Here is a 25,771-nt window from a genome sequence, read left to right as displayed (position 1 = left end):
GTGGCGGCCCCGTCGGCTGCTCAGGGTGTAAGGACGGATTCCCATGGCGACCTACCTCTCGTCGGTGGAGACGGAGCCCCGGATGGGCCCCACTCACCAATACGACGCTAGGCGCGGTCGCGTTCAGTTCTCGAGTGTCCGTTGGTGCTAGTACCGACGTGCCCGGCGAGCGGCCTACGACGTCCAGGCGCGCCAGAGCGCGGCGTACTCGCCGTCGAGCTCGACCAGCTCGTCGTGGCTGCCGAGCTCGACGATGCGCCCGTCGATGACCACCGCGATGCGGTCGGCGTCGTGCGCGGTGTGCAGCCGGTGGGCGATCGCGACGACCGTGCGGCCGGCGAGGAGGTTGTTCATCGAGCCCTCGAGCGTGCGCGCGGTGCGCGGGTCGATGAGCGAGGTCGCCTCGTCGAGCACCAGCGTGTGCGGGTCGGCGATGATCAGCCGCGCCAGCGCGACCTGCTGGGCCTGGGCGGGCGTGAGCGCGTAGCGCCCGGACCCGATGACCGTGTCCAGGCCCTGTGGCAGGCGCTCGACCCACAGCAGCGACCCGACGGCGCTCAGGGCCTCGCGCACGGCGTCGTCGTCGGAGTCCTCCCGCGCCAGCACGATGTTGTCGCGCACCGATCCGATGAAGACGTGATGCTCCTGGGTGACGAGCGCGACCTCGGTGCGCAGCACCTCCAGCGGCAGGTCGACCAGCTCGACGCCGCCGATCGTGGCCGACCCGGTGCGTGGCCGGTTGATGCCGGAGAGCAGACGGCCCAGCGTCGACTTGCCCGAGCCGCTCGGACCGACGATGGCCAGCCGCTCCCCGACGCTCAGGCTGAGGTCCACGCCGTGCAGTACGTCGTGGCCCTGGCGGTAGGCGAACCGGAGGTCGGTGCCGACGAGCTCGACCCCCTCAGGCAGCCGGTCCCCGGCCTCGCGGTCGGGCCTCACCTCCGCGATGCCGAGCAGCCGACTCGTCGACGCCGCGCCGACCTGCAGCCGGTCGACCTCGCCGATCAGCCGGTCGAGCGGGTCGGCCAGCGCCTCGACGTACAGCACGGCGGCGGTGATCTGACCCAGGTCGACCCAGCCCCGGCTGTAGGCGTAGGCGCCGACCAGGAGGGTGATGACGCGCGGCAGCTGGAAGGCGAAGTTGAGTGAGATGAAGAGGATGTTGCGCAGCGTCATGCCGTAGCGCTCGGCCTGCGAGGACACCTCGATGTCGTCGTCGCCGGCGCGCACCCGCAGGCCGGACAGGCCCAGGGACTCGAGGGTGCGGGCGCCTTCGACGGTCTCGGTCAGGGTGGTGTTGATACGGGAGTACGTCGCGCCCTCGGTGATGTAGCCCTTCGGCGCGCGTCGCAGGTAGCTGCGCACCGCCCAGGTCGAGGTGGCGAACGTCGCGAGCGCGGGCACCGCCAGGATGACGGAGTTGAGGAGCATCGCGCCGATCGAGAGCGTCACGGTCAGCAGCGAGATGATCGCCATGGGCAGGCCGAACTGCACCGACCGGCTCATCGTGCCGACGTCGCGGGTCACGCGGGTGACCAGGTCGCCGGTGCTCGCCGTCTCGACCGCACCGAGCGGCAGTCGCAGGATGGTGCGAACGATGTACTCGCGCGCCGTCGACAGGAGGTCCTGGCCGAACAGCGTCGAGGTGCGCTGCGCCACGAAGGTGAAGGCCGACTGCGCCAGCACCACCCCGATGATCACCAGGGCGAGCTCTCCGAGTGGCAGTCCGCCGCTGCCGTCGACCGTGGTGTTGACCAGCTCGCCCAGGAGCCGCGGCACCACCAGTCCGGTGGCTGCGGCGAGCGCGTTGAACGCGACCAGGGCGGTGAAGAGCCCGCGCCTGCTGCGCAGCAGGTCGCGGAAGAACGTCAGCACCGCGCGGTTGCCCGAGACCGGCCAGCCGCGCTCGGGGTTGCGGGAGGCGGAGTAGACGTCCTCCGCCCGCTGTCGGCGCAGGTCGTGCCGCTGTCGGAGCGCGGTGAGCCGCTCCCGAGGCCTCGCGTCGACCGGCGGGCGCAGCTCGGGTGGGATGGCCGGCGGGTCGAGGTCGCGGTCGCGCCAGGTGTCGGGGGAGGTGGCGAGGAGGTCGGTCATGGGGAGACCCCTTCCTCGTCGAGCGCCCGCGCCACGACGCCGCGGTAGACCGGGTCGTTCTCGAGGAGGTCGGCGTGCTCGCCGTCGGCCACGACCTGGCCGTCCTGGAGGAGTACGACGCGGTCGGCGTGGTGCAGCCACAACGGCGAGACCGTGCACACCACCGTGGTCCGGCCGCGCCGCAGCTCGCTCACCCGCTCGGCGATCCGGGCCTCGGTGTGGGCGTCGACCGCGGAGGTCGGCTCGACCAGCACCAGGATCGGGGCATCGACCGCGAGGGCGCGCGCCAGCACGACCCGCTGCCGCTGTCCGCCGGAGAGTCCGCGGCCACGCTCGTCGAGCTGGCCCTGCCAGCCTTCGGGCAGCGCGTCGTAGACGTCCTCGGCGTTCGCGACCCGCAGCGCCTCCTCGGCCTGCTCGCGGGTCAGCCGGCCGTGCGGGTCGATGGCGTCCTGGAGGGTGCCCGCGAACAGCCCGCTGCCGGTGTCGCTCACGAGGACCTGGCGGCGTACGTCGTCGAGGCGCGCCGCCGACAGGTCGACGCCGCCGAGCCGCACGCCCCACTCACGGGTGGCGGCCTCCTCGTCGCGTGCGGCGATGCGGGCGCGGCGCCGTTCGCGGTCGGCACGGGCCCGCCGCGCGGCCCGGCCCTTGAGGCCGGCGCCGTCGTCCTCGCCCACGGGGTCGGTGTCGGGCGGGAGGTAGCGACCGAGCCGGTCGGCCAGGGCGGCGCTCTGCTCGGGTACCGCGCTCACCACCACGGTGAGCTGCCCGGGTCGTGCGGTGAAGCCACTGAGCTCGTCGGCGATCTCGGCGCTGCCGTCGAGCGGCACCGGCTCGGCGGCCTCGCGCCAGGGCGGGCGCTGCTCGAAGATCGCGATCGCCTTGCGAGCGCTCACCAACGCCCGGGTGGACTTCTGGGCGAGCTCGAAGAAGGTGCGGATCGGGCCGACCATGAAGAGGCCGTAGCCCAGGAAGCTCACCAGCTGGCCCACGCTGAGCTGGCCGGAGTTGACCTGCCGGGTGCCGAGCCAGACCAGGCTCACCAGGAAGATGCCCGACAGCAGTACGCCGACCGCCTCGACGGCCGCCTGCCAGATGCCCGAGGAGACGCCGGCCTTGCGGGCCAGCTGCGATTGGTTGGCGTAGTTGCGGCCGAAGGTCAGCTCGCCTCCGATGCCGCGCAGGATGCGCAGCCCGGCCACGATGTCGGTGGCCATCGAGGTCAGCTCGGAGTTGCGGCTCCGCTCGACCTGCTGGCGGCGGTGCAGCGGCCGGAGCAGCGGCAGAGCCGCACCCAGCAGCACCGGAGCGGCCACCAGCACGAGCACGCCGAGCTGCCACGACATCGACAAGACGATCGCCGCGACCGTGAGGTAGGAGACGAACTGCGCCGCGGCGCGCGCGACGATCTCGGTCAGTGCGCCGAACTCGTCGGAGTCGCTCGACGCGACGCTGAGCACCTCCCCGGTCGGTGAGCGGCGCGGGAGCACGTGCCCCATCTGGGCGATCTTGCGGGTGACCATCTGGGTCGTGCCGTACAGGCTGATCAGCCAGGTGCGCACGATGAGGGTGTGGAAGACCACGCCGAAGATGCCGCCCACCACGACCACGGCGAGCATGGCTCCCGACCACGCCAGCAGGTGCGTCGTCGACCCTGCCAGGATGCCCTCGTCGACCGCGCGTCCGAAGATGTAGGGGCCGAACGTCAGCGGCAGGAGCCACAGCAGGCAGGCCAGCGACGCCAGCAGGACCACCTGCCACTGCTGCCGCACCATCCACCTGAGGAACGCCGCGGGCGACCGGGTGTCAGGGTCGGATGTGGGGGCGTCGTCCGTGCCGGTGAAGAACGTCGCGATCCGTGGTGGGAAGTCCTGCATTGAAGGTCCAGACTAGGTGCCGCACGCCCATCGTGCGACGCAATAACCCGCAGCCCAGCCGTCAGTCGACGGCGTACGCCGGGTAGTCGGTGTAGCCGGCCGGGCCGCCGCCGTAGACCGTCGGCTTGTCGAGGTCGTTGAGCGGCCAGCCGTGCCGCAACCGCTCGGGGAGGTCGGGGTTCGCGATGTACGCCCGTCCGAAGGCGACCGCGTCGACGTACCCGCGGTCGAGCATCTGCTCCGCCTTCGGCCGGTCGTAGTTCCCGGCCCCGACGATCACGCCGGGGAACGCCGTGCGCAGCTTCTCGCGGAAGTCGTCGTCGAGCGCGGCTCCGCCGGCCCAGTCGGGCTCCGAGAGGTGCAGGAACGCCAGGCCGCGGAGCGCCAGCTCGGCGGCGAGGTGGAGGCCGGTCTCCGCGCCCTCGTCGTCGGTCAGGCCGTGGAACGCGCCGAGCGGGGAGATGCGGATGCCGACGTGCCCGGGATCCCACGCGTCGACCACCGCGTCGACCACCTCGAGCGGCAGCCGGACCCGGCCGGTCGTGGTCGCGCCGTACCCGTCGGTGCGGCGGTTCGACACCGGGGACAGGAACTGGTGCAGGAGGTAGCCGTGCGCCGCGTGGATCTCCACCCCGTCGAAGCCGGCCGCCCGCGCCTGCCGCGTGGCGTGCGCGAAGTCCTCCACGAGCCGGGGCAGCTCGTCGGTCGCCAGCGCCCGGGGTGTCGGGCAGTCGACGCGCACCACGGCGCCGTCCCCGTCGAAGAGCGAGGTGCGACCGTCGTGGGCCACGGCACTGGCCGAGACCGGCAGCGCCCCGTCGTGCAGCGACGGGTGCGAGACGCGGCCGGTGTGCCACAGCTGCGCCGCGATCCGGCCGCCCGCCTCGTGTACGGCGTCCGTGATGCGCCGCCAGGCCACCACCTGCTCGTCGCTGTGGAGGCCGGGGGTGCCGGCGTACCCCTTGGCCTCGGGTGAGATCTGCGTGCCCTCCGAGACGATCAGCCCGGCTCCCGCGCGCTGCACGTAGTAGTCGCGCATCAGGTCGGTGGGCAGGTCGCCGGGCTGGGCCGCGCGCTGCCGGGTGAGGGGTGCCATCAGCACCCGGTGGGGCGCGGCGATCGCGCCGATGGCAAGGGGCTCGAAGAGTGCGGACACATGGTGGCCAACCGCCTCACGTCCCGGGTATTCCGACCCCGCGTTTACCTCCGGAGGGATCGGAGTGAAGATGGTGAGATGAGTCGCACTGGACCGACCAAGGACATCGACGAGTCCGACCTCGAGGTCGAGACCGCCCCGCACGTCGCGGCCGGGGTGACCGCCGTCGGGGTGTCCATGAAGCGGGCCGTCAAGGCCATGGGTGTCCGCCGGAGCGCGCAGACCCTCCTCAAGCTCAACCAGACCGACGGCTTCGACTGCCAGGGCTGCGCGTGGCCCGACCCGGACCCGTCCCACCGGCACACCGCGGAGTTCTGCGAGAATGGCGCCAAGGCGGTCGCCGAGGAGGCCACCCGGACCCTGCTCGACCGGCGCTTCTTCGCCGAGCACTCCCTGGCCGACCTGGAGGACCGCACGGAGTACTGGCTCGGCCAACAGGGGCGGCTCACCGAGCCCATGGTGCGGCGCGCCGGCGGCACCCACTACGAGCCGATCGGGTGGGACGACGCCTTCTCGATGATCGCCGACCACCTCAACCGCCTCGAGGACCCCGACCAGGCAGTGTTCTACACGTCGGGCAAGACCTCCAACGAGGCGGCCTTCGCCTACCAGCTGTTCGTGCGCTCGTTCGGCACCAACAACCTTCCCGACTGCTCGAACATGTGCCACGAGTCCTCGGGGGCCGCCCTGGTCGAGACCATCGGGATCGGCAAGGGGTCGGTCAGCCTCGACGACATCCACCGGGCGAAGCTGATCGTGGTCGTCGGGCAGAACCCCGGCACCAACCACCCGCGCATGCTCTCCGCCCTCGAGGAGGCCAAGCGGCACGGTGCGAAGATCATCTCCGTCAACCCCCTCGAGGAGGCCGGGCTCGTCCGGTTCAAGAACCCGCAGCGCCCCCGCGGCGTCGTCGGCGCCGGCACCGCGCTGGCCGACGTGCACCTGCCGATCCGGCTCAACGGCGACCTCGCCCTCTTCCAGGCCATCGGCTCGCTGCTCATCGAGTGGAACGCCCTCGACCGCGACTTCCTGGACCGGTACACCGCCGGCTTCGACGAGTACGTCGCCCACGTGGCGACGCTCGACTGGGAGAAGGTGGCGCGGTCGACCGGGCTGACCCGCGACCAGATCACCGAGGTCGCCCGGATGTTCGCCGAGTCGGACGCCACCGTCACCTGCTGGGCGATGGGCATCACCCAGCACCACAACGCCGTCGCCACCATCAAGGAGATCGTCAACGTCGCGCTGCTGCAGGGGAACATCGGCAAGCCCGGCGCCGGCCTGTGCCCGGTCCGCGGCCACTCCAACGTGCAGGGCGACCGCACGATGGGCATCTGGGAGCGGGTGCCCGACCACTTCCTTGACGCCCTGCGCGACGAGTTCGGCTTCGAGCCGCCGCGCGAGCGTGGCTACGACACCGTCGAGGCGATCCGGGCGCTGCGCGACGGGAAGGCGCGGGTCTTCTTCGGGATGGGCGGCAACTTCGTCGGGGCGGCTCCCGACACCGAGGTCACCGAGGCGGCGATGCGCAGCGCGGCGCTCACCGTGCACGTGTCGACCAAGCTCAACCGATCCCACGTCGTCACCGGCGGCGAGGCCCTGATCCTGCCGGTGCTGGGCCGTTCGGAGAAGGACCTGACCGGCGGCCGGGCACAGCGCGTCACGGTCGAGGACTCCATGTCGGCGGTGCACGCCTCGCACGGTCCACTCGAGCCGGCGTCGAAGCACCTCCGCTCGGAGGTCGACATCGTCTGCTCGCTGGCTCTGGCCACGCTGCCCGACTCCCCGGTGCCCTGGGCGGCGATGCGCGACGACTACACCGAGATCCGGAGGCGGATCGCCCGCGTCGTGCCCGGCTGCGCGTCGTACGACGAGAAGGTCGACCGGCCCGGCGGGTTCGTGCTGCCCCACCCGCCCCGCGACAACCGCATCTTCGAGACCAAGGTGGGCAAGGCCATGATCACCTCGACCCCGATCGAGGTGCTGGGCGTGCCGAAGGGCCGGCTGCTGCTGCAGACCCTCCGGTCGCACGACCAGTTCAACACCACGATCTACGGCCTCGACGACCGCTATCGCGGCATCAAGGGCGGCCGTCGGGTGGTGTTCGTGCACCCCGACGACATCACCGCGCTGGGCCACCGTGACGGCGACGTCGTCGACCTGGTGAGCGAGTGGCGCGACGGCTCCGAGCGGGTGGCGCGCGCGTTCCGCATCGTCTCCTACGACCAGCCGCGCGGGTGTGCGGCGGCCTACTATCCCGAGACCAACCCGCTGGTGCCGCTCGACTCGACGGCCGAGGGCAGCAACCAGCCGGCCTCCAAGGCGGTCGTCGTGCGGCTCGAGCGGCCGGGCACGCCGCCGGACACCGGGAGCGCGGGGTCGCCCGACCAGGGATCCGGCTCGCGCCGCGACGACGACCCCCACCACCTGAGCTGATGACGAACCCAGAGCGGGACCCCGCCGAGATCCGGGCCGAAGCCGGCGACACCACCGGCCACATCCAGCTGGTGACGCCCAGGGAGGTGCCGCTGGGCGGCCCCCGGGCCATGCGCGTACGCCGTACCCTCCCGGCGCGGCATCGCTCGCTGATCGGGGCATGGTGCTTCGCCGACCACTACGGACCCGACCCGGTCGCCGAGACCGGCGGCATGAGCGTCGCCCCGCATCCGCACACCGGGCTGCAGACGGTGAGCTGGCTCTTCACCGGCGAGATCGAGCACCGCGACAGTGCCGGCAACCAGGCGATGGTGCGACCGGGCGAGCTCAACCTGATGACCGCCGGCCGGGGAATCAGCCACTCCGAGATCTCGACTCCGGACACCCGCGAGCTGCACGGCGTACAGCTGTGGGTGGCGCTGCCCGACGACGCCCGCGACGTCGGGCCCGGGTTCGACCACTACGTCCCGCCGGTCGCCGACGGCGACGGGTGGGCGGCTCAGGTCTTCCTCGGCTCCCTGCTGGGGCAGACCTCTCCGGTGACGACGTACACACCGCTGCTCGGCGCCGAGGTCACCCTCGCCGCCGGGACCCGGCTCGACCTCGACGTGGAGTCGGGCTTCGAGCACGGGGTCCTGGTCGACCACGGGGCCGTCGACCTCGACGGGCAGGAGGTCAAGCCCGGCGAACTCGCCTACGCCGCCCCGGGGTGCGCCTCGCTCGTGCTGACCGCGCACGACGACGCGCGGGTGATCGTGCTCGGCGGTCCGCCGTTCGGTGAGTCGATCGTCATGTGGTGGAACTTCGTCGGCCGCACCCACGAGGAGATCGTCGGCTACCGCGACGAGTGGCAGGCCCAGATCACCGCCGCGGGCATCGTCGACGGCCGCTTCGGCGTCGTCAGCGACATACCCCCGATCCCGGCCCCGCCCCTCCCCAACGCCCGCCTCCGTTCCCGTTGAGTCGCGCCCGCGTGCCTGTTGAGTCGCGCCCGCGTTCCCGTTGAGTCGCGCCCGCGTGCCTGTTGAGTCGCGCCCGCGTTCCCGTTGAGTCGCGCCTGCGTGCCCCGCTCCGTGCGAGAGGCGCACCTCGACGGAGACGCAGGCGCAACTCGACGGAGACCCAGGCGCAACTCGACGGAGACGGAGCCGCAACTCAACGGATAGGTTGCGGGGGTGAGCGGACCGATCGTGGGCGAGGACGGCCTGGCGCGCTGCCCGTGGGCCACCGGAGAAACCCTGAGCCGGGACTACCACGACACCGAGTGGGGGATGCGCATCTCCGGCGAGGCGGCATACCTCGAGCGCCTCACCCTCGAGGCCTTCCAGTCCGGCCTGTCGTGGCTGACGATCCTGCGCAAGCGCGAGGCCTTCCGTGAGGTGTTCGCCGGGTTCGACGCCGAGGTCATCGCGCGGTACGACGACGCCGACGAGGCCCGCCTGATGGCCGACCCGCGCATCGTGCGCAACCGCCTCAAGGTCGCCGCCACCATCACCAACGCCAAGGCCACCGTGGCGCTGCGCGAGCGCGGCGGACTGCCCGCCTTCATCGAGTCGTTCGCGCCCGACGTCGCGCCTGCGCCCGCCACGACCGAGGAGATGACCACGACCTCGCCCGAGTCGCTGGCGCTCTCGAAGGCGCTGAAGAAGCAGGGGTTCGTGTTCGTCGGCCCCACCACGATGTTCGCGCTCCTGGAGGCGGTCGGCATCATCGACCCCCACCTGGTCGGCTGCTTCCGCCGCGGCACCTCCGCGGACTGATGCTCGGCGGGCTCATCGCCCTGCTGGCATGCCAGCTGGTCGGGCAGGTCGTGGTCGACCTGACCGGGTTCCCCGTCCCAGGTCCCGTCGTCGGCATGGTGGTCCTGTTCGCCGTGCTGCAGTGGCGGAGGCCGTCCGACGACGCAGGGGTCGTCCGAGTGTCCGGGGTGCTGCTTCGCCACCTCCAGCTGCTGTTCGTGCCGGCAGGTGTCGGCGTCGTCGCCTACCTCTCCCTGCTCCGGGCCGATGCCGTGCCGATCGGTGTGGCGCTCGTCGCCTCGTGGCTGGCCGGGCTGCTCACGGTCGGCGCCCTGGTCTCGCTGCTGGGTCGGCGCGCGTGACCAGCACGCTGTCGTTCCTGCTCCTCACCCTGACCGCCTACTGGCTCGGCTGTCGGCTACGCGACCGCACTGGTGGCCACTCCCTCGCCCAGCCGGTGCTGGTCGCCATCGTGCTGGTCGGCGGCGTGCTGCTGGTCACCGGCGTCGACTACGCCGACTACCGCGACGGCACCGAGCTGGTGTCCTTCTGGCTCGGCCCGGCGACGGTGGCCCTCGCCGTACCCCTCCACCGGCAGGTACGACGCCTGCGCGGCGTCGCCCTGCCCATGCTCGTGGCGATCCCGCTCGGGGCCGTGGTGTCCGTCGTGACGGCGTACACGCTGGTGCGGCTGTGCGGTGGGGGAGACCTGCTGGCGACGACGATGGCGCCGAAGGCCGTCACGACACCCGTCTCCATCGCGCTGTCGGGGCAGCAGGGCGGTCTGCCGCAGGTGACCGCGGTGCTGACGGTCACTGCCGGAGTCCTCGGTGCGGTGGCCGGCCCGGCGGTGCTCACCCTGGCTCGCATCCGCGATCGCCGTGCGCGAGGGCTGGCGCTCGGGGCGGTCTCCCACGGCATCGGCACCAGCCGCGCGCTCGCGGAGGACGAGACCGAGGGCGCCTTCGCCGGGCTCTCCATGGGGCTCACTGCCCTGGCGACCAGCCTCCTGCTGCCGGTGCTTCTCGTGCTGCTGCGCTAGCGCCCGAGATCGGCATCTTTGCTGGCGCTCCTTGCGCTTCGTGGGGGTTGCAACGCCGGCGAAGCGCGGTGATCCCCGGATATCCGGGGATCACCACCACCCACCCCGCCCTACGCTGACCCCCATGCGCCCGCTGCACGCCTTCGCCGACGACGCACTCGCCGACCTCGACGCGGTCGGTCTCGCCCAGGCCGTCGCGGCTCGGGCGGTCGGCGTACCGGAGCTGGTCGAGGCCGCCATCGCGCGTACGACGACGGTCGACCCCGAGGTGGGCGCGGTCGCCCACGAGGCCTTCGACCGGGCCCGCGCCGAGGGTCTCGCGCCGCGCGGCGGCTTCTTCGCCGGGGTCCCGACGTTCGTCAAGGACAACGTCGACGTGGCCGGGATGCCGACCCAGCACGGCACCGACGCGTTCGTGGCCGGCCCCGCCACGGCCGACGGCGACTTCGCGCGGATGTACCTCGCCACGGGCCTGCTGCCGCTCGGCAAGACCCGGCTCTCGGAGTTCGGCTTCAACGGCATCGTCAACCACCCCCGGCAGGGCCCGGTACGCGGTCCGTGGCACCGCGACCACTACGCCGGCGCGTCCTCGGCCGGGTCGGCGGCCCTGGTCGCCGCGGGCGCCGTGCCGATCGCGCACGCGAACGACGGCGGCGGCTCGATCCGCATCCCGGCGTCGGTCAACGGGCTGGTCGGCCTCAAGCCGACCCGCAACCGGCTGGCCCAGGACAAGCTGATGCGCGACATGCCGGTCCGCATCGTCTCCGACGGGGTGGTCACCCGGTCGGTCCGCGACACGGCGGCGTTCTACCGCGAGGCCGAGAAGGTCTTCCGCAACCACCGCCTCGCGCCCATCGGCGACGTGACCAGGCCCGGCCGCAAGCGGCTGCGGGTCGCGGTGACGACCACCGGCGTCGGCCGCTCCGCCAGCCCGGAGGTGCGGGACCTCACCCTCCAGACGGCGGCCCTGCTCGCCGACCTCGGCCACGAGGTGGAGGAGATCGACCCGCCCGTGCCCGACTCGTTCGCCGACCACTTCGTCCTCTACTGGTCGATGCTCGCGCTGGCGGTCGTCGCCGGCGGCAAGCGCACCTACGGCCCCACCTGGGATCCCGCCAACCTCGACAACCTCACCGTCGGGCTGGCCCGCCACTGCCGCCGGCACCTGCACCGGCTGCCCTTCGCCATCGCCTCGGTCGGCGCCTCGAAGTACCGCTCGGCCCGCCACTACGCTACGTACGACGTCACCTTGACGCCGACGCTGGCCACCCAGACCCCCGCGGTCGGCGAGCTCGACCCGATGGGGCCGTACGACGACGTCCTGGACGCGCTGAAGGACTGGGTGGCCTTCACGCCGCTGCAGAACGCGACCGGCGACCCGGCCATCTCCCTGCCCCTCCAGACGACCGCCGCAGGGCTTCCGCAGGGGATGATGTTCAGCGCCGGCTGGGGCCGCGAGGCCCTGCTGCTGCAGCTGGCCTACGAGCTGGAGGAAGCACGTCCGTTCGCCCGGATCCAGGGCTGACTCCCGGGCCGGATCCAGGGCCGGCTCCGGGGCTGGCTTCGGGGGCTCGACGGGCGTCCCCGAGTGCGATTTCATGTCTCCGTGGCGCCTGTGTATTCTTCTCCGTCGTTGCCCCTTTAGCTCAGTCGGCAGAGCGTCTCCATGGTAAGGAGAAGGTCTACGGTTCGATTCCGTAAAGGGGCTCTGGGTTGGGTTCGCGTCTATTGTTGGCGAGTCACCCGTCCCGGTGGCGGGGTAGCTCAGGTGGTTAGAGCACACGGCTCATAATCGTGGTGTCGCGGGTTCGAGTCCCGCCCCCGCTACTCAGTACAGATGTGACGCACCGCAGCCGGACCCCCGGCACAGCACCACCCGATTCGACGAAGGACTTCCCGTGGCCAGCAAGAGCTCTGACGTTCGCCCCAAGATCACGCTCGCATGCGTCGAGTGCAAGGAGCGCAACTACATCACCAAGAAGAACCGTCGGAACGATCCCGACCGCATGGAGATGAAGAAGTTCTGCCCGCGTGACCGCAAGCACACCGTGCACCGCGAGACCCGCTGACCCAGCGCACCCGAGCATCTCGACCCGCCGCGGCGTCCGCGGCGGGTCGGCGCATTTCAGCACTGAATTCCAGCGCGGTAGGTTGGCGGCCATGCCGGTCGACCAGTCCCTCGTCGGGCGCAGCTTCCCGCCCACCCCCGCGTTCTCGGTGACGGAGGAGGGCATCGCCACCTTCGTCGCCTCGACCGGCGGGACGTACGCCGGCGGCCCGGCGCCCGCGACGTACCCGATCGTGCTCGCCTTCGACGCGATGAACGCGTTCCTCGAGGCTGAGCGGATCGACCTTTTCCGGATCGTCCACGGCGAGCAGAAGTTCGCCTACGAGCGGTCGATCCGCCCCGGCGACGTCCTCTCCGCGACGCTCACCGTCAGCAGCCTGCGCCACATCGGCGGCGCCGACATCATCGGCACCACCTCCGAGGTCACCGACGCCGATGGAGCGCTCGTCTGCACCACCAGCGCCACCCTCGTGCACAGAGGAGCGGACGCATGAGCGGCCTCGCCACCCAGACCTTCACCGTCACCCGTGCCGACCTGGTGCGCTACGCCCGGGCCAGCGGCGACGACAACCCGATCCACCAGGACGACGCCGTCGCCCGCCAGGTCGGCCTGCCGGGCGTCATCGCGCACGGCATGTACACCATGGCGCTGGCTGCCCGTGCCGTCGAGCGGTGGTTCCCGAGCGCCGAGGTCGTCAGCTTCGGCTGCAAGTTCACCCAGCCCGTCGTCGTACCCGAGGATCCGGGCGTCGAGATCGAGGTCGCCGGAGTCGTCAGCGGGGAGTCCGAGGGGCTCACCACGGTGACCCTGACCGTCACCTGCGGCGGCGAGAAGGTGCTCGGCATGCCCAGAGCGGTCGTGCGTGGCTGAGCCGCACGCGCCCGAGCTGCTCAGGGACCACACGACCCTGCGGCTCGGGGGCGCGGCCCGGCACTGGGTCGAGGCGACGAGCGAGGCCGAGCTGGTGGCTGCGGTCTCCGCGGCCGACGCCGCCGGCGAGCCGGTCCTCGTCCTCGCCGGAGGCAGCAACCTCGTCGTCGCCGACGAGGGCTTCCCCGGCACGGTGGTCAAGGTGGCGACCCGTGGCCTGGTGGCCGACGCGGAGCCGGGCGACGCGCCGTCCTGCTCGGGTGTGACCCTGACGGTCGCTGCAGGGGAGAGCTGGGACACCGTCGTGGCGCACGCCGTCGAGTCGGGGTGGGTGGGCATCGAGGCGCTCTCCGGGATACCCGGGTCGGTCGGGGCCACCCCGATCCAGAACGTCGGCGCCTACGGCCAGGAGGTCTCCCAGACGATCGCCCGGGTCCGCGTGTGGGACCGCCGGCTCAACGGCGTCCGCAGCTTCGCCAGCGCCGACTGCGGCTTCTCCTACCGGCACAGCCGGTTCAAGGCCGACCCCGGCCGCCATGTCGTCCTCGACGTCACCTTCCAGCTCCCGCAGGGGACCCTCGGAGCGCCGGTGCGGTTTGCCGAGCTCGCCACGCGGCTCGGCATCGGCCAGGGGGAGCGCGCCCCGATCGATGCGGTACGTGAGGCGGTGCTGGCGCTGCGCAGAGGCAAGGGCATGGTGCTCGACGCCGCCGACCACGACACGTGGAGCGCGGGGTCGTTCTTCACCAACCCGTTCCTCACCCCCGAGCAGGCGGCTGCGCTGCCCGCCGACGCGCCGCGCTGGCCGCAGCCCGACGGCACGCTCAAGACGAGCGCTGCCTGGCTGATCGAGCGCGCCGGGTTCGCCAGGGGGCACGGCACCGGCCGGGTGAGCCTCTCGACCAAGCACACGCTGGCCCTCACCAACCGCGGTGGCGCCACCGCGTCGGAGCTGGTCGCCCTGGCCCGCGAGGTGCGCGACGTTGTGCAGGCGCGCTTCGGCGTACGGCTCGTCAACGAGCCGGTCCTGGTCGGGCTGACGCTCTAAGACCTGTCGGTCTGCACGGACGGGTCGACCGGCGAGACCGGGCTCTGGTCGAAGTCGGAGTCCGTCGCCGCCACGATGCCGATGATCAGCAGGGTCACCGCGATCACGCCCAGGGCCAGCAGCACCGTGCCGATGATGCCCATGATCTCGCCGCCCTTGGCCTGGTCCCGGCCGGAGTGGGTGCCGGGGCTGGCGTCGATCTCTCGGACCGCCTTGCGGCCGATCGCCCACGCGAACGGCGACAGCACGAGCGTGAGTCCGGCGCAGAACATGATGCCGCCGAGGCCGATGATCCCCAGCACCATCGCGGTCATCGCCGACGGGTGCGGCGGGGCCGTAACCGGTCCGCCGTACGCGTAGCCGGGCACCGGTGGCGCCTGGCCGTAGCCGGGACCGACGTAGCCCCGCGGTGGCTGGCCGTAGGCGCCCTGCTGCGGGTACGGCGACGTCGGCTCGTACGGGTTCTGCTGCGGCCAAGGCTGGGCTGGCTGGGCCGGCTGGGCAGGCTGGTTCGCCTCCCGGTTCTCCCGGAGGTAGTCCTCCGGCAGGTTGCGGGGCTCGTCGGGTGGCGTCACGACCCCATCCTCTCAGGAGAGCGCAGCCATGTCGCGATGTCTGCCAAGCCCTTCTCCACGACGTCGGTGGGCGCGCAGGACGCCCGGAACGACATCCGTGCGAGCTCGGCGAGCTGGGCGTCGCTCAGGTCGTGGGCGACCCGCATGGTGGCGTACTGGCCGGCCAGCCGGGAGCCGAAGAGCAGGGGGTCGTCGGCGCCGAGCGCCACGGTGGCGCCGGCGGCCAGCAGCTCGGGCAGCGGCACCGACGTCAGGTCGGAGTAGACGCCCAGGGCCACGTTCGACACCGGGCAGACCTCCAGGGCCACCCCGCGGTCGACGATCCGCGCGAGCAGGTCGGGGTCCTCCGCGGCGCGTACGCCGTGGCCCAGGCGGCCCGCGTGCAGCTGGTCGAGGCACACGGCGATGTGGTCGGGGCCGAGGAGCTCACCACCGTGCGGGGCGAGCAGGAGGCCGGCCTGCTCCGCGATGCGGAACGCGCCGGCGAACTCCGAGGTCCGCCCGCGCCGCTCGTCGTTGGACAGGCCGAACCCGACCACGCCCCGCCCGGCGTACTGCCCCGCCAGCCGGGCCAGCGTCCGCGCGTCGAGGGGATGGCGGGTGCGGTTGGCCGCGATGACGACGGCCATGCCGAGGCCGGTGGCCCGCGAGGCCTCGGCGACCGCGTCGAGCACGAGGTCGGTGAACGCGGTGATGCCCCCGAACCTGGCGGCGTAGCCGCTCGGGTCCACCTGGATCTCCAGCCACCGGCCGCCGTCGCGCACGTCGTCCTCGGCGGCCTCCCGGACCAGGCGGCGTACGTCGCCCTCGGTCCGCAGCACCGACCTGGCGACGTCGTAGAGCCGCTGGAAGCGGAACCAGCCCTTCTCGTCCGCCGCGGACAGCCGTGGCGGCCAGTCCTCGACGAGTGAGTCGGGCAGGTGGATGCCGTCGCGCTCCGCGAGCTCGAGCAGGGTGCCGTGGCGCATGGAGCCGGTGAAGTGCAGGTGCAGGTGCGCCTTCGGCAGCGTCCGGACGTCGCGGGTCTCCATGCCCGGCTCGTCGGGCGCGGTGGGGATCAACTCAGGCGAAGAGCTTCTGGAGGCGGCTCACGCCTTCGATGAGGTCGTCGTCGCCGAGGGCGTAGGACATCCGCACGTAGCCGGGCGACCCGAACGCCTCACCGGGCACCACCGCGACCTCCGCCTCCTCGAGGATGTACTCGGCCAGCTCGGCGGAGGTCTCGATGACACGTCCGGCGTACTCCTTGCCGAGCAGCCCCTTCACCGACGGGTAGGCGTAGAACGCGCCTCCCGGCATCGGGCAGAGCACGCCTTCGATCTCGTTGAGCATCGACACGATGGTGTGCCGCCGCCTGTCGAAGGCCGTCTTCATCTCCTCGACCGCCGACAGGTCGCCCGACACAGCGGCGAGCGCCGCGCGCTGGGCGACGTTGGAGACGTTGGAGGTCGCGTGCGACTGGAGGTTGGTGGCGGCCTTGACCAGGTCGGTCGGGCCGATCATCCAGCCGACCCGCCAGCCGGTCATGGCGTAGGTCTTGGCCACGCCGTTGACGACCACGCAGTTGTCGGCGAGGAACGGGCAGAGCACCGGAAGGGAGCCGGTGTCGGCGCCGTCGTAGACGAGGTGCTCGTAGATCTCGTCGGTGAGCACCCACAGATTGTGGTCCTCGACCCACTGGCCGATGGCGCGGATCTCGTCGGCGGTGTAGACGGCGCCGGTCGGGTTGGACGGCGAGACGAACAGCAGCACCTTCGTGCGCTCGGTGCGCGCGGCCTCGAGCTGCTCGACGGTGACCTTGTAGTCCTGCGTTTCATCGGCGAGCACGTCGACGGGCACGCCGCCGGCGAGCCGGATCGACTCGGGGTACGTCGTCCAGTACGGCGCGGGGACGATCACCTCGTCACCCGGGTCGAGCATCGCCGCGAACGCCGCGTAGATCGCCTGCTTGCCGCCGTTGGTGACCAGCACCTGCGCGGGGTCCACGGCGTAGCCGCTGTCGCGCAGCGTCTTCGCGGCGATCGCCTTCTTCAGCTCGGGGAGCCCCCCGGCCGGGGTGTAGCGGTGGTTCTTCGGGTCGCGACAGGCCTCGACGGCCGCCTCGACGATGTAGCCGGGTGTCGGGAAGTCGGGCTCGCCGGCGCCGAACCCGATCACCGGGCGGCCCTCGGCCTTCAGCGCCTTGGCCTTCGAGTCCACCTTGAGCGTCGCGGACTCGGCGATCGCGCCGATGCGCGTCGAGACCCGTCGGTCGCGTGGGTTGACGGTGCTGGTGGGCTGCTCGCTCATGGCACCATCGTAGGGCCGGCCGACCGACGCCCATCGGGGGGAGCCGAGGGCTGGGCACGCCGGTTCGACTCTCCTTCAGCCCCCCGGTAGAGTTCTGCCTCGGTGGTTTCCCAAGGGTTTCGCGCTGCCCTCTCCACGGTGTGGATCCGGCGGTCGAAGGCCACGGGGACATCCGGAGGGCACTAGCTCAACTGGCAGAGCATCGGTCTCCAAAACCGAAGGTTGGGGGTTCAAGTCCCTCGTGCCCTGCAACGCAGTCATTGGTCGCAGTGAAGTCGCAGTGAATCAGTCCCGAGAGTCAGTCCCAGAGTCACGGTCAACCTGAGAGGTAGCAACGTGTCGGAGAGCAGCGCGGTCCGCGAGCCACGTGGTGGCGGCAAGGACAAGCAGCGCACGAGCCCGGCCACGTTCTATCGCCAGGTGGTCGCCGAGCTTCGCAAGGTCGTCTGGCCGACCCAGGAGCAGCTGATCACGTACTTCATCGTGGTCATGGTGTTCGTGGTCTTCATGATGGCGCTGGTCTCGGTCCTCGACCTGGCCTTCGGCCGGCTCATCTTCGCCGTCTTCGCCGGCGGCAACTAGTGAGCCAGTCAGCAGTCCCATTCGCCCACGAGGGCGAGAGTCAACAAGTGACGGAGCAGCACGTGTCGGAGCAGAACGAGCCGGTCGAGGAGATCGTCGACGCTGGCGTGGAGCCTGCCGAGGCCACCGAGCAGACCGCCGACCAGGGCGAGCAGGGTGAGGAGCCCACGAGCGCCGACGTCGAGGCGCCCGACGCCCAGGACGCCGACGCGGGCGCGACCGACGAAGCCGCCGTGGACGAGGCCCCCGTCGACGAGAACGCCGACGAGACGGGCGACGAGACGGACGCCGACTCGGCTGACGAGGACGCCAGCACCGAGCCTCCCGCCCCCGACGACCCGCTCGAGGCGTTCCGCCGGGAGCTGTGGGCCAAGCCGGGCGAGTGGTTCGTCGTGCACACCTACTCCGGCATGGAGAAGCGGGTCAAGCAGAACCTCGAGAACCGCATCCAGGCGCTCGACATGGTCGACTACATCCACGAGATCGTCGTGCCGACCGAAGAGGTCGCCGAGATCAAGAACGGCCAGCGCAAGATGGTCACCCGCACCGTCCTGCCCGGCTACGTCCTGGTCCGCATGGACCTCACCGACGAGTCCTGGTCGGCCGTGCGCCACACGCCGTCGGTCACCGGCTTCGTCGGCCACAGCCACCACCCGGTGCCGTTGTCGATGAGCGAGGTCGAGGACATGCTCGCCCCGGCCGCCGTCGCGGTCGCGGAGGCCGAGGCCGAGGCCGCCGCCGGTACGCCGGCCGGTTCCACCGCCGCCGCCCGCAAGCCGGTGGAGGTCGCCGACTTCGACGTCTCCGACTCGGTGATGGTCGTCGACGGGCCGTTCGCCACGCTCCACGCCACGATCACCGAGATCAACGCGGAGTCCCAGAGGGTCAAGGCCCTCGTCGAGATCTTCGGCCGGGAGACCCCGGTCGAGCTGAGCTTCAACCAGATTCAGAAAGTCTGAGTCCCGTGGCCCGAGCTTGCGAGGGCCACGCAGGACGAAGAGGTTGAGGAGTGTCGACGTACACCTGAGCGAAGCGAGGGTGCGGGACACGTCGCGAAACCCGGCAAGAGACCCAGTAAGAGATAGACCAGGCAAGAGATAGACCAGCAACAGAACCAGCAACACCAGTGGCAGGGGAACGCCCCGTCATGACCACGTGAGAGAAAGAGAAGAAGGCAATGCCTCCCAAGAAGAAGATCGCTGCCCTCGTCAAGGTGCAGCTGCAGGCTGGCGCAGCGACTCCGGCGCCTCCGGTGGGTACCGCCCTCGGTCCCCACGGCGTGAACATCATGGACTTCTGCAAGGCCTACAACGCGCAGACCGAGTCGATGCGTGGCAACGTCATCCCCGTCGAGATCACCATCTACGAGGACCGTTCGTTCACGTTCATCACCAAGACCCCCCCGGCCGCGGAGCTCATCAAGAAGGCCGCCGGCCTGAAGAAGGGCTCGGGCACCCCGCACACCGACAAGGTCGGCAAGCTGACCAAGGACCAGGTGCGCGAGATCGCCCAGACCAAGCTGCCCGACCTCAACGCCAACGACATCGACGCAGCCATGAAGATCGTCGAGGGAACCGCCCGCTCCATGGGCGTCCGCACCGACTGACCTTCCCCAGCAGCGAGAGCCCCGCGCCTGACCTTGCGAAGGCCAGGACGAGGCTCGAAGGTTGAGGAGCGTCGAGGCAGACCCGAGCGGAGCGAGGGGCTGCGTGACGCGTCTCGAAACCAAACACCTGTGGCAGAGCCGCGCTGGCTCACCTGACCACACCTTCGTAGAGAGAAGAACCTCATGCAGCGCAGCAAGACCTACCGTGCAGCGGCAGAGCAGTTCGTCCAGGACGAGCTCTACTCCCCGCTGTCCGCGATCAAGTTCGCCAAGGGCGGCAGCAAGAAGAAGTTCGACGAGACCGTCGACGTGGTCATGCGCCTCGGCGTCGACCCCCGCAAGGCCGACCAGATGGTCCGCGGCACCGTCAACCTCCCGCACGGCACCGGCAAGACCGCCCGGGTCCTCGTCTTCGCGAACGGCGACAAGGCCGAGGCCGCCCGTGAGGCCGGCGCCGACTTCGTCGGCGGCGACGAGCTGATCGAGAAGGTGAACGGCGGCTGGCTCGACTTCGACGCCGTGGTCGCGACCCCCGACATGATGGGCAAGGTCGGCCGCCTGGGCCGGGTGCTCGGCCCGCGCAGCCTGATGCCGAACCCCAAGACCGGCACCGTGACGCCCGACGTCGCCAAGGCCGTGACCGACATCAAGGGCGGCAAGATCGAGTTCCGCGTCGACCGGCACGCCAACCTGCACTTCATCATCGGCAAGGCCTCCTTCTCCGAGGTCCAGCTCGCCGAGAACTACGCCGCGGCGCTCGAGGAGGTGCTCCGGCTCAAGCCGGCCAGCTCCAAGGGCCGCTACATCAAGAAGGTCACCGTCTCCACGACCATGGGCCCCGGCGTCCAGGTCGACCCCAACCGCACCAAGAACGTCGCCTCCGACGACGACGCGCCCCAGGCCTGACGCCCGGCGTACCCTCCGGCGGCCCGGTCACCTCACGGTGGCCGGGCCGTCGGCATGCCGGGGGCGCTGCTACTCGGTGAAGACCCGCTCGTCGACCAGCTTCTCCGTCACGGCCCGGCCGTCGGGGACGAACCGGCCGCACTCGAAGTGCTTGCGGAACTCCACCTCGCCGCCGGTGCGACCGCCGCGGTTCTTCTCCACGGTCACCACCGACCAGCCCTTGAAGTGCTCGCCGTTGTTGGCGCCGTACACGAGGTGGTGGCGGGCGACCACGTCGGCCTTGTTGGCCAGGATCAGCACGACGTCGGCCTCGTAGGCCAGCGCGGTGGAGCCGCGCAGGTTGCGGGCGCGCATCCGGGTGCCGGGCTCGAGGCCGGCCCGGTCGGAGGCGGAGACGGCGAGCACCGGGCACTCGAACTCGATGCTCAGGTCTTTGAGGCGCTCGGTCACCTGCGTGACCTGCTCGTCCTGGTCGAGGTGCTCGGAGACCCTGACCTTCTGCAGGTAGTCGACGACCACCAGCGGCGGGACGCCGTGCTCAGCCAGCACGTCCTTGATGGCGGCGGCGATCACGTCGAGGCTCGTCTGGGTCGTGGTGGACCGGTGGATGTGCAGGCGCGGGGCGTAATCGCTCACGGCCGCCAGGGCCTCGAGGCCGCCGGCGTGCTCGCCCAGGCGCTCGGGCAGTCCACCGGCGCCGTCGGTCCCCTCGAACGCCGCTCGCACCTGGCGGACGCTGAGCGGCATCGAGCTGCTCGCCGCCTCAGCGGCCTCGGCCGAGATGACCTTCTGGAGCAGTGCCTCGGCCTCGAGCTCGAAGGACAGGAGGAGTGCAGGCCGTCCGGACCGTGCGCAGCTGCGCGCGACCTGCAGCGCGAACGTGGTCTTGCCCTCGCCCTGGGCGCCGCCGAGCAGGTTGAGCGTGCCCGGCCGCAAGCCGCCTCCGAGCTCCTGGTCGAGGAGCGGGAAGCCGGTCGGCCACACCTGCGCGTCGGACTCGGGGTCGAGCAGCCGTCCATCGACCCGCTCGAGCACCTGGCTCAGGGAGGTCAGCTTCGGGTCCATCGTACGATCTCAACATGCCGGGGAGTACGGCGGGGCCGATCGGCGGATTTGATGGGGCAGACTTGATCGGCCGGCCCGGATTTTGCGCGCCCACCGTCGCGGCGTACTCTTCTCGACGAAACCAGAGACCGCCGGTAGTCAGGCTGTGCATGCAGCCCGACCGAAGGTTCCGCGAGAGCGGACGACCTGCGCAGGTGAGAGCAAGACCCCGCAGTCCGCTGCGAAGTCCACGCCTCGAGCCTGTGCTCGGGGCGTTCGTCATCTCACGGGGTCGGCGCGGTGGTCTCTCCGTCCGGAAGGAGACCCATGGCGCGGCCAGACAAGACTGCTGCCGTTGCGGAGATCGTTGAGTCGTTCAACGGTGCCGCCGGTGCTGTGCTGACCGAGTACCGCGGTCTCACCGTGAAGCAGCTGCAGGAACTGCGGCGCTCCCTCGGCGAGAACGCCAGCTACGCCGTGGTCAAGAACACGCTCGCCAAGATCGCCGCCAAGGACGCGGGGATCTCCGGCTTCGACGACCTGCTCAACGGCCCCACCGCCATCGCCTTCATCAGTGGCGATGTCGTCGAGGCTGCCAAGGGTCTGCGTGACTTCGCCAAGGCAAACCCCGCCCTTGTCATCAAGGGTGGAGTCCTGGACGGCAACGCGCTCGACGCGGCAGAGGTGGCCAAGCTGGCCGACCTCGAGTCGCGCGAGGTGCTGATGGGCAAGCTCGCGGGCGCCATGCTCGCGTCGCTCTCCCAGGCCGTCTACCTCCTCAACGCCCCGCTCTCGCAGGCTGCCCGGCTCGCCGGCGCCCTGCAGGCGAAGGCTGAGGCGGACCCCTCGATCCTCGCAGGTGGTGCCGGTACAGCGGCCGCTGCCGAGGAGGCCCCGGCCGCCGACGAGGCCGCTCCCGCAGAGGAGGCCGCTCCCACCGAGGATGCCGCCCCCGCCGCGGAGGCGACCGACGAGGCTGCCGAGACCGCCGAATCCAGCGACGCCTGACCGCACCCGGTCGTACGTCGTTACCCACCACCTGAAACCCGGTCGGCTCGCACTCGCGGACCGGCCACCGAATGGAAGGAACCGCCATCATGGCGAAGCTCAGCACTGACGAGCTCCTCGACGCGTTCAAGGAGATGACCCTCATCGAGCTCTCCGAGTTCGTGAAGCAGTTCGAGGAGACCTTCGGCGTGACCGCCGCTGCTCCCGTCGCCGTGGCCGCCGCCCCGGCCGCCGGTGGCGCTGCCGGTGGCGAAGCCGCCGCCGAGCAGGACGAGTTCGACGTGATCCTCGACGCCGCCGGCGACAAGAAGATCAACGTCATCAAGGAGGTGCGCGCCCTCACTTCGCTCGGTCTGAAGGAGGCCAAGGACCTCGTTGAGTCGGCTCCCAAGGAGATCCTCGAGAAGGTCGACAAGGCCACCGCGGAGAAGGCGAAGGACGCCCTCGAGGCGGCCGGCGCCTCCGTCACCGTCAAGTGACGATCCGCTAGTCGGTCCGTCGGACCCCGCCGCGCACTCGCGGCACCGCAGGGCGGTCACCCCACCGGGTGGCCGCCCTGTCGCGTACCCGGACGTCTCTCCTGCCGCCTGCCGCGGATCCGGTTCTTCGCAGGTCACAGGGTGGTTACCAGTCGGTAGGCGATCGTGTCAACCGGCGCGACACTGTGTGTCGTTGCGGTGACGCGGACCCAAATGCGGCGTAACCTCGCCGCGGTGTCGGCGTTGTGCTGAGGAGGGATCGGCGTAGGACCGCTGGGCCGCAGTCGCCAGCACCAGGAGCCTCCCGGTGAGCACCGTGTCGGGGGAGCGTTCGCCGTGAGGTTCGAGTCGAGAGGGAGTTTGACGCCATGGGCGTTGAGATCAGGGTCGACGGCCTCACGAAGTCCTTCGGGAAGCAGCTCATCTGGGGCGACGTCACGCTGGACATCCCCGCCGGCGAGGTCTCGGTCATGCTCGGCCCGTCCGGCACCGGCAAGTCGGTCTTCCTCAAGACGCTCATCGGCCTGCTCAAGCCCGACGCCGGCTCGATCCTGATCGAGGGCACCGACATCGCGACCTGCTCCGAGAAGGACCTGTACGAGATCCGCAAGCTGTTCGGCGTCCTCTTCCAGGACGGCGCCATGTTCGGCTCGATGAACCTCTACGACAACGTCGCCTTCCCGCTGCGGGAGCACACCCGCAAGTCGGAGTCGGAGGTCCGCGACATCGTCATGGAGAAGATGGACCTCGTCGGCCTGCTCGGAGCGGAGGGCAAGCTGCCCGGTGAGATCTCCGGCGGCATGCGCAAGCGCGCCGGGCTGGCCCGGGCGCTGGTCCTCGACCCGGAGATCCTGCTGATCGACGAGCCCGACTCCGGCCTCGACCCGGTCCGCACGTCCTTCATCAACCAGCTGTTCATCGACCTCAACGCCCAGATCGACGCGACGTTCCTGATCGTCACCCACGACATCAACACCGCCCGCACGGTGCCCGACAACATCGGCCTGCTCTACCACCGGCACCTGGCGATGTTCGGTCCGCGCGAGATGCTCCTGTCGTCGGAGGAGCCGGTGGTGCGCCAGTTCCTCAACGCCCAGACCGTCGGCCCGATCGGGATGTCGGAGGAGAAGGACGCCGACGAGCTCGCGGCCGAGAAGGGCTTCGAGATGCCGCCACTGCCACCCATCCCGATGCAGCTCGAGCCCTCCAACGGCATCCCGCGGCGCAGCCAGCGAGCGCCCGGCGAGTGGTGCCGCGACAACGGAGTGACGCCGCCCCCCGGCTCGTTCGAGCTCAACGCGGGCCTGGCGCAGAGGGGCTGACCCACGTGTCGTCCATGACCTCGTCCCGGGCCCTTGCGCCCATCGGGACCGCCGGCAAGCTGTTCGCCTTCGGTCTCGACGTGGGCCGGGGCCTGTTCCGGCGGCCGTTCCAGCTGCGGGAGTTCCTGCAGCAGGCGTGGTTCATCGCCTCGGTGACGATCGTGCCGACCGCCCTGGTCGCGATCCCCTTCGGCGCGGTCATCGCGCTCCAGGTGGGCGGGCTCATCAAGCAGTTCGGCGCGCAGTCCTTCACGGGCTCGGCGGCGGTGCTCGCCGTCGTACGCGAGGCGGGTCCGATCGCCACGTCGCTGCTCATCGCCGGAGCCGGCGGGTCGGCGATCGCAGCCGACCTGGGCGCCCGCAAGATCCGCGAGGAGCTCGACGCGATGATGGTGCTCGGCATCGACCCGATCCAGCGGCTGGTGGTGCCCCGCGTCCTGGCCTGCATGCTCGTCGCGGTGTTCCTCAACGGCCTGGTGAGCGTCGTCGGCGTCGCCGGCGGCTACGTCTTCAACGTCGTGCTGCAGGACGGCACACCAGGGGCCTATTTAGCGAGCTTCACCGCACTCGCGCAGCTGCCCGACCTGTGGCAGGGCATGGCTAAGGCGCTCGTCTTCGGCCTGATCGCGGCGATCGTCGCGTCCTATAAGGGCATGAACGCCGACGGTGGTCCTAAGGGCGTGGGCGACGCCGTCAACGAGTCCGTGGTGATCAGCTTCATGCTGCTGTTCGTCGTCAACTTCGTGATGAGCGCCATCTACCTCCAGCTCGTGCCACCGAAGACGGGTTAGCACCATGGCCTCGATCAAGTCCGTCTACGAGCGCCCCGTCCAGATCATCGACGACCTGGGCGGCCAGCTGGCGTTCTACCTCCGTGCCATCGCGTGGACCCCCCGCACGATCAAGCGGTACAAGAAGGAGATCCTGCGCATCCTCGCCGAGGTCACCCTCGGCTCCGGCTCGCTCGCGGTCATCGGCGGCACGGTCGGCGTCATCACCGCCATGTGCTTCTTCACCGGCACGGAGGTCGGCCTCCAGGGCTACGCTGCCCTCAACCAGATCGGCACCGCCGCCTTCTCCGGCTTCCTCTCGGCCTACTTCAACACCCGCGAGATCGCGCCCCTGGTGGCCGGCATCGCCTTGGCCGCGACCGTCGGCTGCGGCTTCACCGCGCAGCTCGGTGCGATGCGCATCTCCGAGGAGGTCGACGCGCTCGAGGTGATGGCGATCCCGTCCCTGCCGTTCCTCGTGACCACCCGCATCATCGGCGGCCTCATCGCGATCATCCCCCTGTACGTCGTCGGCCTGCTGTCGTCGTACTTCGCGACCCGGCTGACCCTCACCCAGTTCTTCGGGCAGAGCGCCGGGACCTACGACCACTACTTCAACCAGTTCCTGCCCCCGGGCGACGTGCTGTGGTCGTTCGGCAAGGTGCTGGTGTTCGCCGTGACGGTCATCCTGATCCACTGCTACCACGGCTACACCGCCTCGGGCGGCCCGGCCGGCGTGGGCGTGGCCGTCGGCCGCGCCGTCCGCACGAGCATCGTCGCGATCAACGTCATCGACCTGCTGCTGTCGATGGCCATCTGGGGCACCACGACGACCGTCAGACTGGCCGGGTGAGCC

General features: G+C 70.8%; 26 protein-coding genes and 3 tRNA genes. 22 read left to right on the top strand and 7 right to left on the bottom strand.

Annotation, left to right across the window (positions count from 1 at the left end; all coding sequences use genetic code 11):
- Positions 1 to 174 precede the first annotated feature (174 nt).
- The 3 genes from ACP7BP_RS03425 to nemA form a co-directional block, all read right to left on the bottom strand.
- Positions 175 to 2,094 carry an ABC transporter ATP-binding protein gene (locus tag ACP7BP_RS03425; protein WP_426242501.1) on the bottom strand — a complete coding sequence of 640 codons (1,920 nt, stop codon included), beginning with the start codon at positions 2,092 to 2,094 and terminating at the stop codon, positions 175 to 177.
- Positions 2,091 to 3,974: an ABC transporter ATP-binding protein gene (locus ACP7BP_RS03420; protein ID WP_426242499.1), complete on the bottom strand. Its 1,884-nt coding sequence runs from the start codon at positions 3,972 to 3,974 to the stop codon at positions 2,091 to 2,093. The genes ACP7BP_RS03425 and ACP7BP_RS03420 overlap by 4 nt, the downstream gene beginning before the upstream one ends.
- A 61-nt stretch (positions 3,975 to 4,035) precedes the next feature.
- On the bottom strand, positions 4,036 to 5,130 hold the full coding sequence (gene nemA / locus ACP7BP_RS03415; RefSeq protein ID WP_426242497.1) for an N-ethylmaleimide reductase: 1,095 nt from the start codon (positions 5,128 to 5,130) through the stop codon (positions 4,036 to 4,038).
- Between the two features lie 78 nt (positions 5,131 to 5,208).
- On the opposite strand from nemA, the gene ACP7BP_RS03410 reads away from it, so the two are divergent.
- The 12 genes from ACP7BP_RS03410 (at position 5,209) to ACP7BP_RS03355 (ending at position 14,334) form a co-directional block, all read left to right on the top strand.
- Positions 5,209 to 7,566, top strand: coding sequence for an FdhF/YdeP family oxidoreductase (locus tag ACP7BP_RS03410; protein WP_426242496.1), 2,358 nt, complete (start codon positions 5,209 to 5,211; stop codon positions 7,564 to 7,566).
- Positions 7,566 to 8,528, top strand: a complete 963-nt coding sequence (locus ACP7BP_RS03405) for a pirin family protein (protein ID WP_426242495.1) — start codon at positions 7,566 to 7,568, stop codon at positions 8,526 to 8,528. The genes ACP7BP_RS03410 and ACP7BP_RS03405 overlap by 1 nt, the downstream gene beginning before the upstream one ends.
- A 213-nt stretch (positions 8,529 to 8,741) precedes the next feature.
- Complete coding sequence (locus ACP7BP_RS03400; protein WP_426242494.1) at positions 8,742 to 9,326, top strand: DNA-3-methyladenine glycosylase I; 585 nt, start codon at positions 8,742 to 8,744, stop codon at positions 9,324 to 9,326.
- Complete coding sequence (locus tag ACP7BP_RS03395) at positions 9,326 to 9,667, top strand: CidA/LrgA family protein (protein WP_426242492.1); 342 nt, start codon at positions 9,326 to 9,328, stop codon at positions 9,665 to 9,667. Before ACP7BP_RS03400 ends, ACP7BP_RS03395 begins: the two co-directional genes overlap by 1 nt.
- Complete coding sequence (locus tag ACP7BP_RS03390) at positions 9,664 to 10,347, top strand: LrgB family protein (protein WP_426242491.1); 684 nt, start codon at positions 9,664 to 9,666, stop codon at positions 10,345 to 10,347. The genes ACP7BP_RS03395 and ACP7BP_RS03390 overlap by 4 nt, the downstream gene beginning before the upstream one ends.
- 124 nt (positions 10,348 to 10,471) lie before the next feature.
- Complete coding sequence (locus ACP7BP_RS03385; RefSeq protein ID WP_426242488.1) at positions 10,472 to 11,872, top strand: amidase; 1,401 nt, start codon at positions 10,472 to 10,474, stop codon at positions 11,870 to 11,872.
- Between the two features lie 110 nt (positions 11,873 to 11,982).
- Positions 11,983 to 12,055, top strand: a tRNA-Thr gene (locus tag ACP7BP_RS03380).
- Positions 12,056 to 12,100: 45 nt separating this feature from the next.
- Positions 12,101 to 12,174, top strand: a tRNA-Met gene (locus tag ACP7BP_RS03375).
- Positions 12,175 to 12,245: 71 nt separating this feature from the next.
- Positions 12,246 to 12,416: a 50S ribosomal protein L33 gene (gene rpmG, locus ACP7BP_RS03370; protein ID WP_426242486.1), complete on the top strand. Its 171-nt coding sequence runs from the start codon at positions 12,246 to 12,248 to the stop codon at positions 12,414 to 12,416.
- Between the two features lie 91 nt (positions 12,417 to 12,507).
- A complete protein-coding gene (locus ACP7BP_RS03365; protein WP_426242484.1) occupies positions 12,508 to 12,909 on the top strand; it encodes an FAS1-like dehydratase domain-containing protein in 402 nt (133 codons plus the stop codon).
- Positions 12,906 to 13,286 carry a MaoC/PaaZ C-terminal domain-containing protein gene (locus ACP7BP_RS03360; RefSeq protein WP_426242482.1) on the top strand — a complete coding sequence of 127 codons (381 nt, stop codon included), beginning with the start codon at positions 12,906 to 12,908 and terminating at the stop codon, positions 13,284 to 13,286. Before ACP7BP_RS03365 ends, ACP7BP_RS03360 begins: the two co-directional genes overlap by 4 nt.
- Positions 13,279 to 14,334 carry a UDP-N-acetylmuramate dehydrogenase gene (locus ACP7BP_RS03355; protein WP_426242480.1) on the top strand — a complete coding sequence of 352 codons (1,056 nt, stop codon included), beginning with the start codon at positions 13,279 to 13,281 and terminating at the stop codon, positions 14,332 to 14,334. Before ACP7BP_RS03360 ends, ACP7BP_RS03355 begins: the two co-directional genes overlap by 8 nt.
- Here the strand turns inward: ACP7BP_RS03355 and ACP7BP_RS03350 are convergent.
- The 3 genes from ACP7BP_RS03350 to ACP7BP_RS03340 are packed head-to-tail and all read right to left on the bottom strand — an operon-like array spanning position 14,331 to position 17,198.
- Positions 14,331 to 14,909 (bottom strand): DUF4190 domain-containing protein, encoded by a 579-nt coding sequence (locus ACP7BP_RS03350; protein WP_426242478.1) that lies wholly within the window; start codon positions 14,907 to 14,909, stop codon positions 14,331 to 14,333. The genes ACP7BP_RS03355 and ACP7BP_RS03350 overlap by 4 nt on opposite strands.
- Positions 14,906 to 15,940 carry an adenosine deaminase gene (locus ACP7BP_RS03345; RefSeq protein WP_426242476.1) on the bottom strand — a complete coding sequence of 345 codons (1,035 nt, stop codon included), beginning with the start codon at positions 15,938 to 15,940 and terminating at the stop codon, positions 14,906 to 14,908. Before ACP7BP_RS03345 ends, ACP7BP_RS03350 begins: the two co-directional genes overlap by 4 nt.
- 31 nt (positions 15,941 to 15,971) lie before the next feature.
- Entirely contained in the window at positions 15,972 to 17,198 is a 1,227-nt protein-coding gene (locus ACP7BP_RS03340) for a pyridoxal phosphate-dependent aminotransferase (RefSeq protein ID WP_426242474.1), read from the bottom strand.
- Between the two features lie 176 nt (positions 17,199 to 17,374).
- Here ACP7BP_RS03340 and ACP7BP_RS03335 point away from each other — a divergent pair.
- From ACP7BP_RS03335 to rplA, 5 genes are all read left to right on the top strand, one after another.
- A tRNA-Trp gene (locus ACP7BP_RS03335) sits at positions 17,375 to 17,447 on the top strand.
- Between the two features lie 87 nt (positions 17,448 to 17,534).
- Positions 17,535 to 17,780: a preprotein translocase subunit SecE gene (gene secE, locus ACP7BP_RS03330; protein ID WP_426242472.1), complete on the top strand. Its 246-nt coding sequence runs from the start codon at positions 17,535 to 17,537 to the stop codon at positions 17,778 to 17,780.
- 47 nt (positions 17,781 to 17,827) lie between these two features.
- Complete coding sequence (nusG, locus tag ACP7BP_RS03325; RefSeq protein ID WP_426242470.1) at positions 17,828 to 18,739, top strand: transcription termination/antitermination protein NusG; 912 nt, start codon at positions 17,828 to 17,830, stop codon at positions 18,737 to 18,739.
- Between the two features lie 218 nt (positions 18,740 to 18,957).
- Positions 18,958 to 19,386, top strand: coding sequence for a 50S ribosomal protein L11 (gene rplK / locus ACP7BP_RS03320; protein WP_426242468.1), 429 nt, complete (start codon positions 18,958 to 18,960; stop codon positions 19,384 to 19,386).
- A 183-nt stretch (positions 19,387 to 19,569) separates the two neighbouring features.
- Complete coding sequence (gene rplA, locus ACP7BP_RS03315) at positions 19,570 to 20,292, top strand: 50S ribosomal protein L1 (RefSeq protein WP_426242467.1); 723 nt, start codon at positions 19,570 to 19,572, stop codon at positions 20,290 to 20,292.
- Positions 20,293 to 20,361: 69 nt separating this feature from the next.
- On the opposite strand, the gene ACP7BP_RS03310 is transcribed toward rplA, so the two are convergent.
- Positions 20,362 to 21,357 carry a DnaB-like helicase C-terminal domain-containing protein gene (locus ACP7BP_RS03310; protein WP_426242465.1) on the bottom strand — a complete coding sequence of 332 codons (996 nt, stop codon included), beginning with the start codon at positions 21,355 to 21,357 and terminating at the stop codon, positions 20,362 to 20,364.
- A 306-nt stretch (positions 21,358 to 21,663) separates the two neighbouring features.
- Between ACP7BP_RS03310 and rplJ the strand changes: the two genes are divergently transcribed.
- From rplJ to ACP7BP_RS03285, 5 genes are all read left to right on the top strand, one after another.
- Positions 21,664 to 22,344, top strand: coding sequence for a 50S ribosomal protein L10 (gene rplJ, locus ACP7BP_RS03305; RefSeq protein ID WP_426242463.1), 681 nt, complete (start codon positions 21,664 to 21,666; stop codon positions 22,342 to 22,344).
- 89 nt (positions 22,345 to 22,433) lie between these two features.
- The gene (gene rplL / locus ACP7BP_RS03300; protein ID WP_426242461.1) at positions 22,434 to 22,823 is read left to right on the top strand and encodes a 50S ribosomal protein L7/L12; all 390 of its coding nucleotides are present in this window, start codon (positions 22,434 to 22,436) and stop codon (positions 22,821 to 22,823) included.
- A gap of 368 nt (positions 22,824 to 23,191) precedes the next feature.
- A complete protein-coding gene (locus ACP7BP_RS03295) occupies positions 23,192 to 24,145 on the top strand; it encodes an ABC transporter ATP-binding protein (RefSeq protein WP_426242459.1) in 954 nt (317 codons plus the stop codon).
- 14 nt (positions 24,146 to 24,159) lie between these two features.
- Positions 24,160 to 24,936, top strand: a complete 777-nt coding sequence (locus ACP7BP_RS03290) for an MlaE family ABC transporter permease (protein ID WP_426242457.1) — start codon at positions 24,160 to 24,162, stop codon at positions 24,934 to 24,936.
- A 4-nt stretch (positions 24,937 to 24,940) separates the two neighbouring features.
- Positions 24,941 to 25,768, top strand: coding sequence for an MlaE family ABC transporter permease (locus ACP7BP_RS03285; protein WP_426242455.1), 828 nt, complete (start codon positions 24,941 to 24,943; stop codon positions 25,766 to 25,768).
- The last annotated feature ends 3 nt before the right edge of the window (positions 25,769 to 25,771 follow it).

It is taken from the genome of Nocardioides sp. LHG3406-4 (genome assembly GCF_049897745.1).
In the GTDB taxonomy this organism is placed as follows: domain Bacteria; phylum Actinomycetota; class Actinomycetes; order Propionibacteriales; family Nocardioidaceae; genus Nocardioides.
Note: the sequence above shows the minus strand (reverse complement) of the source record. Positions and strands in the feature narration are given on the sequence as shown.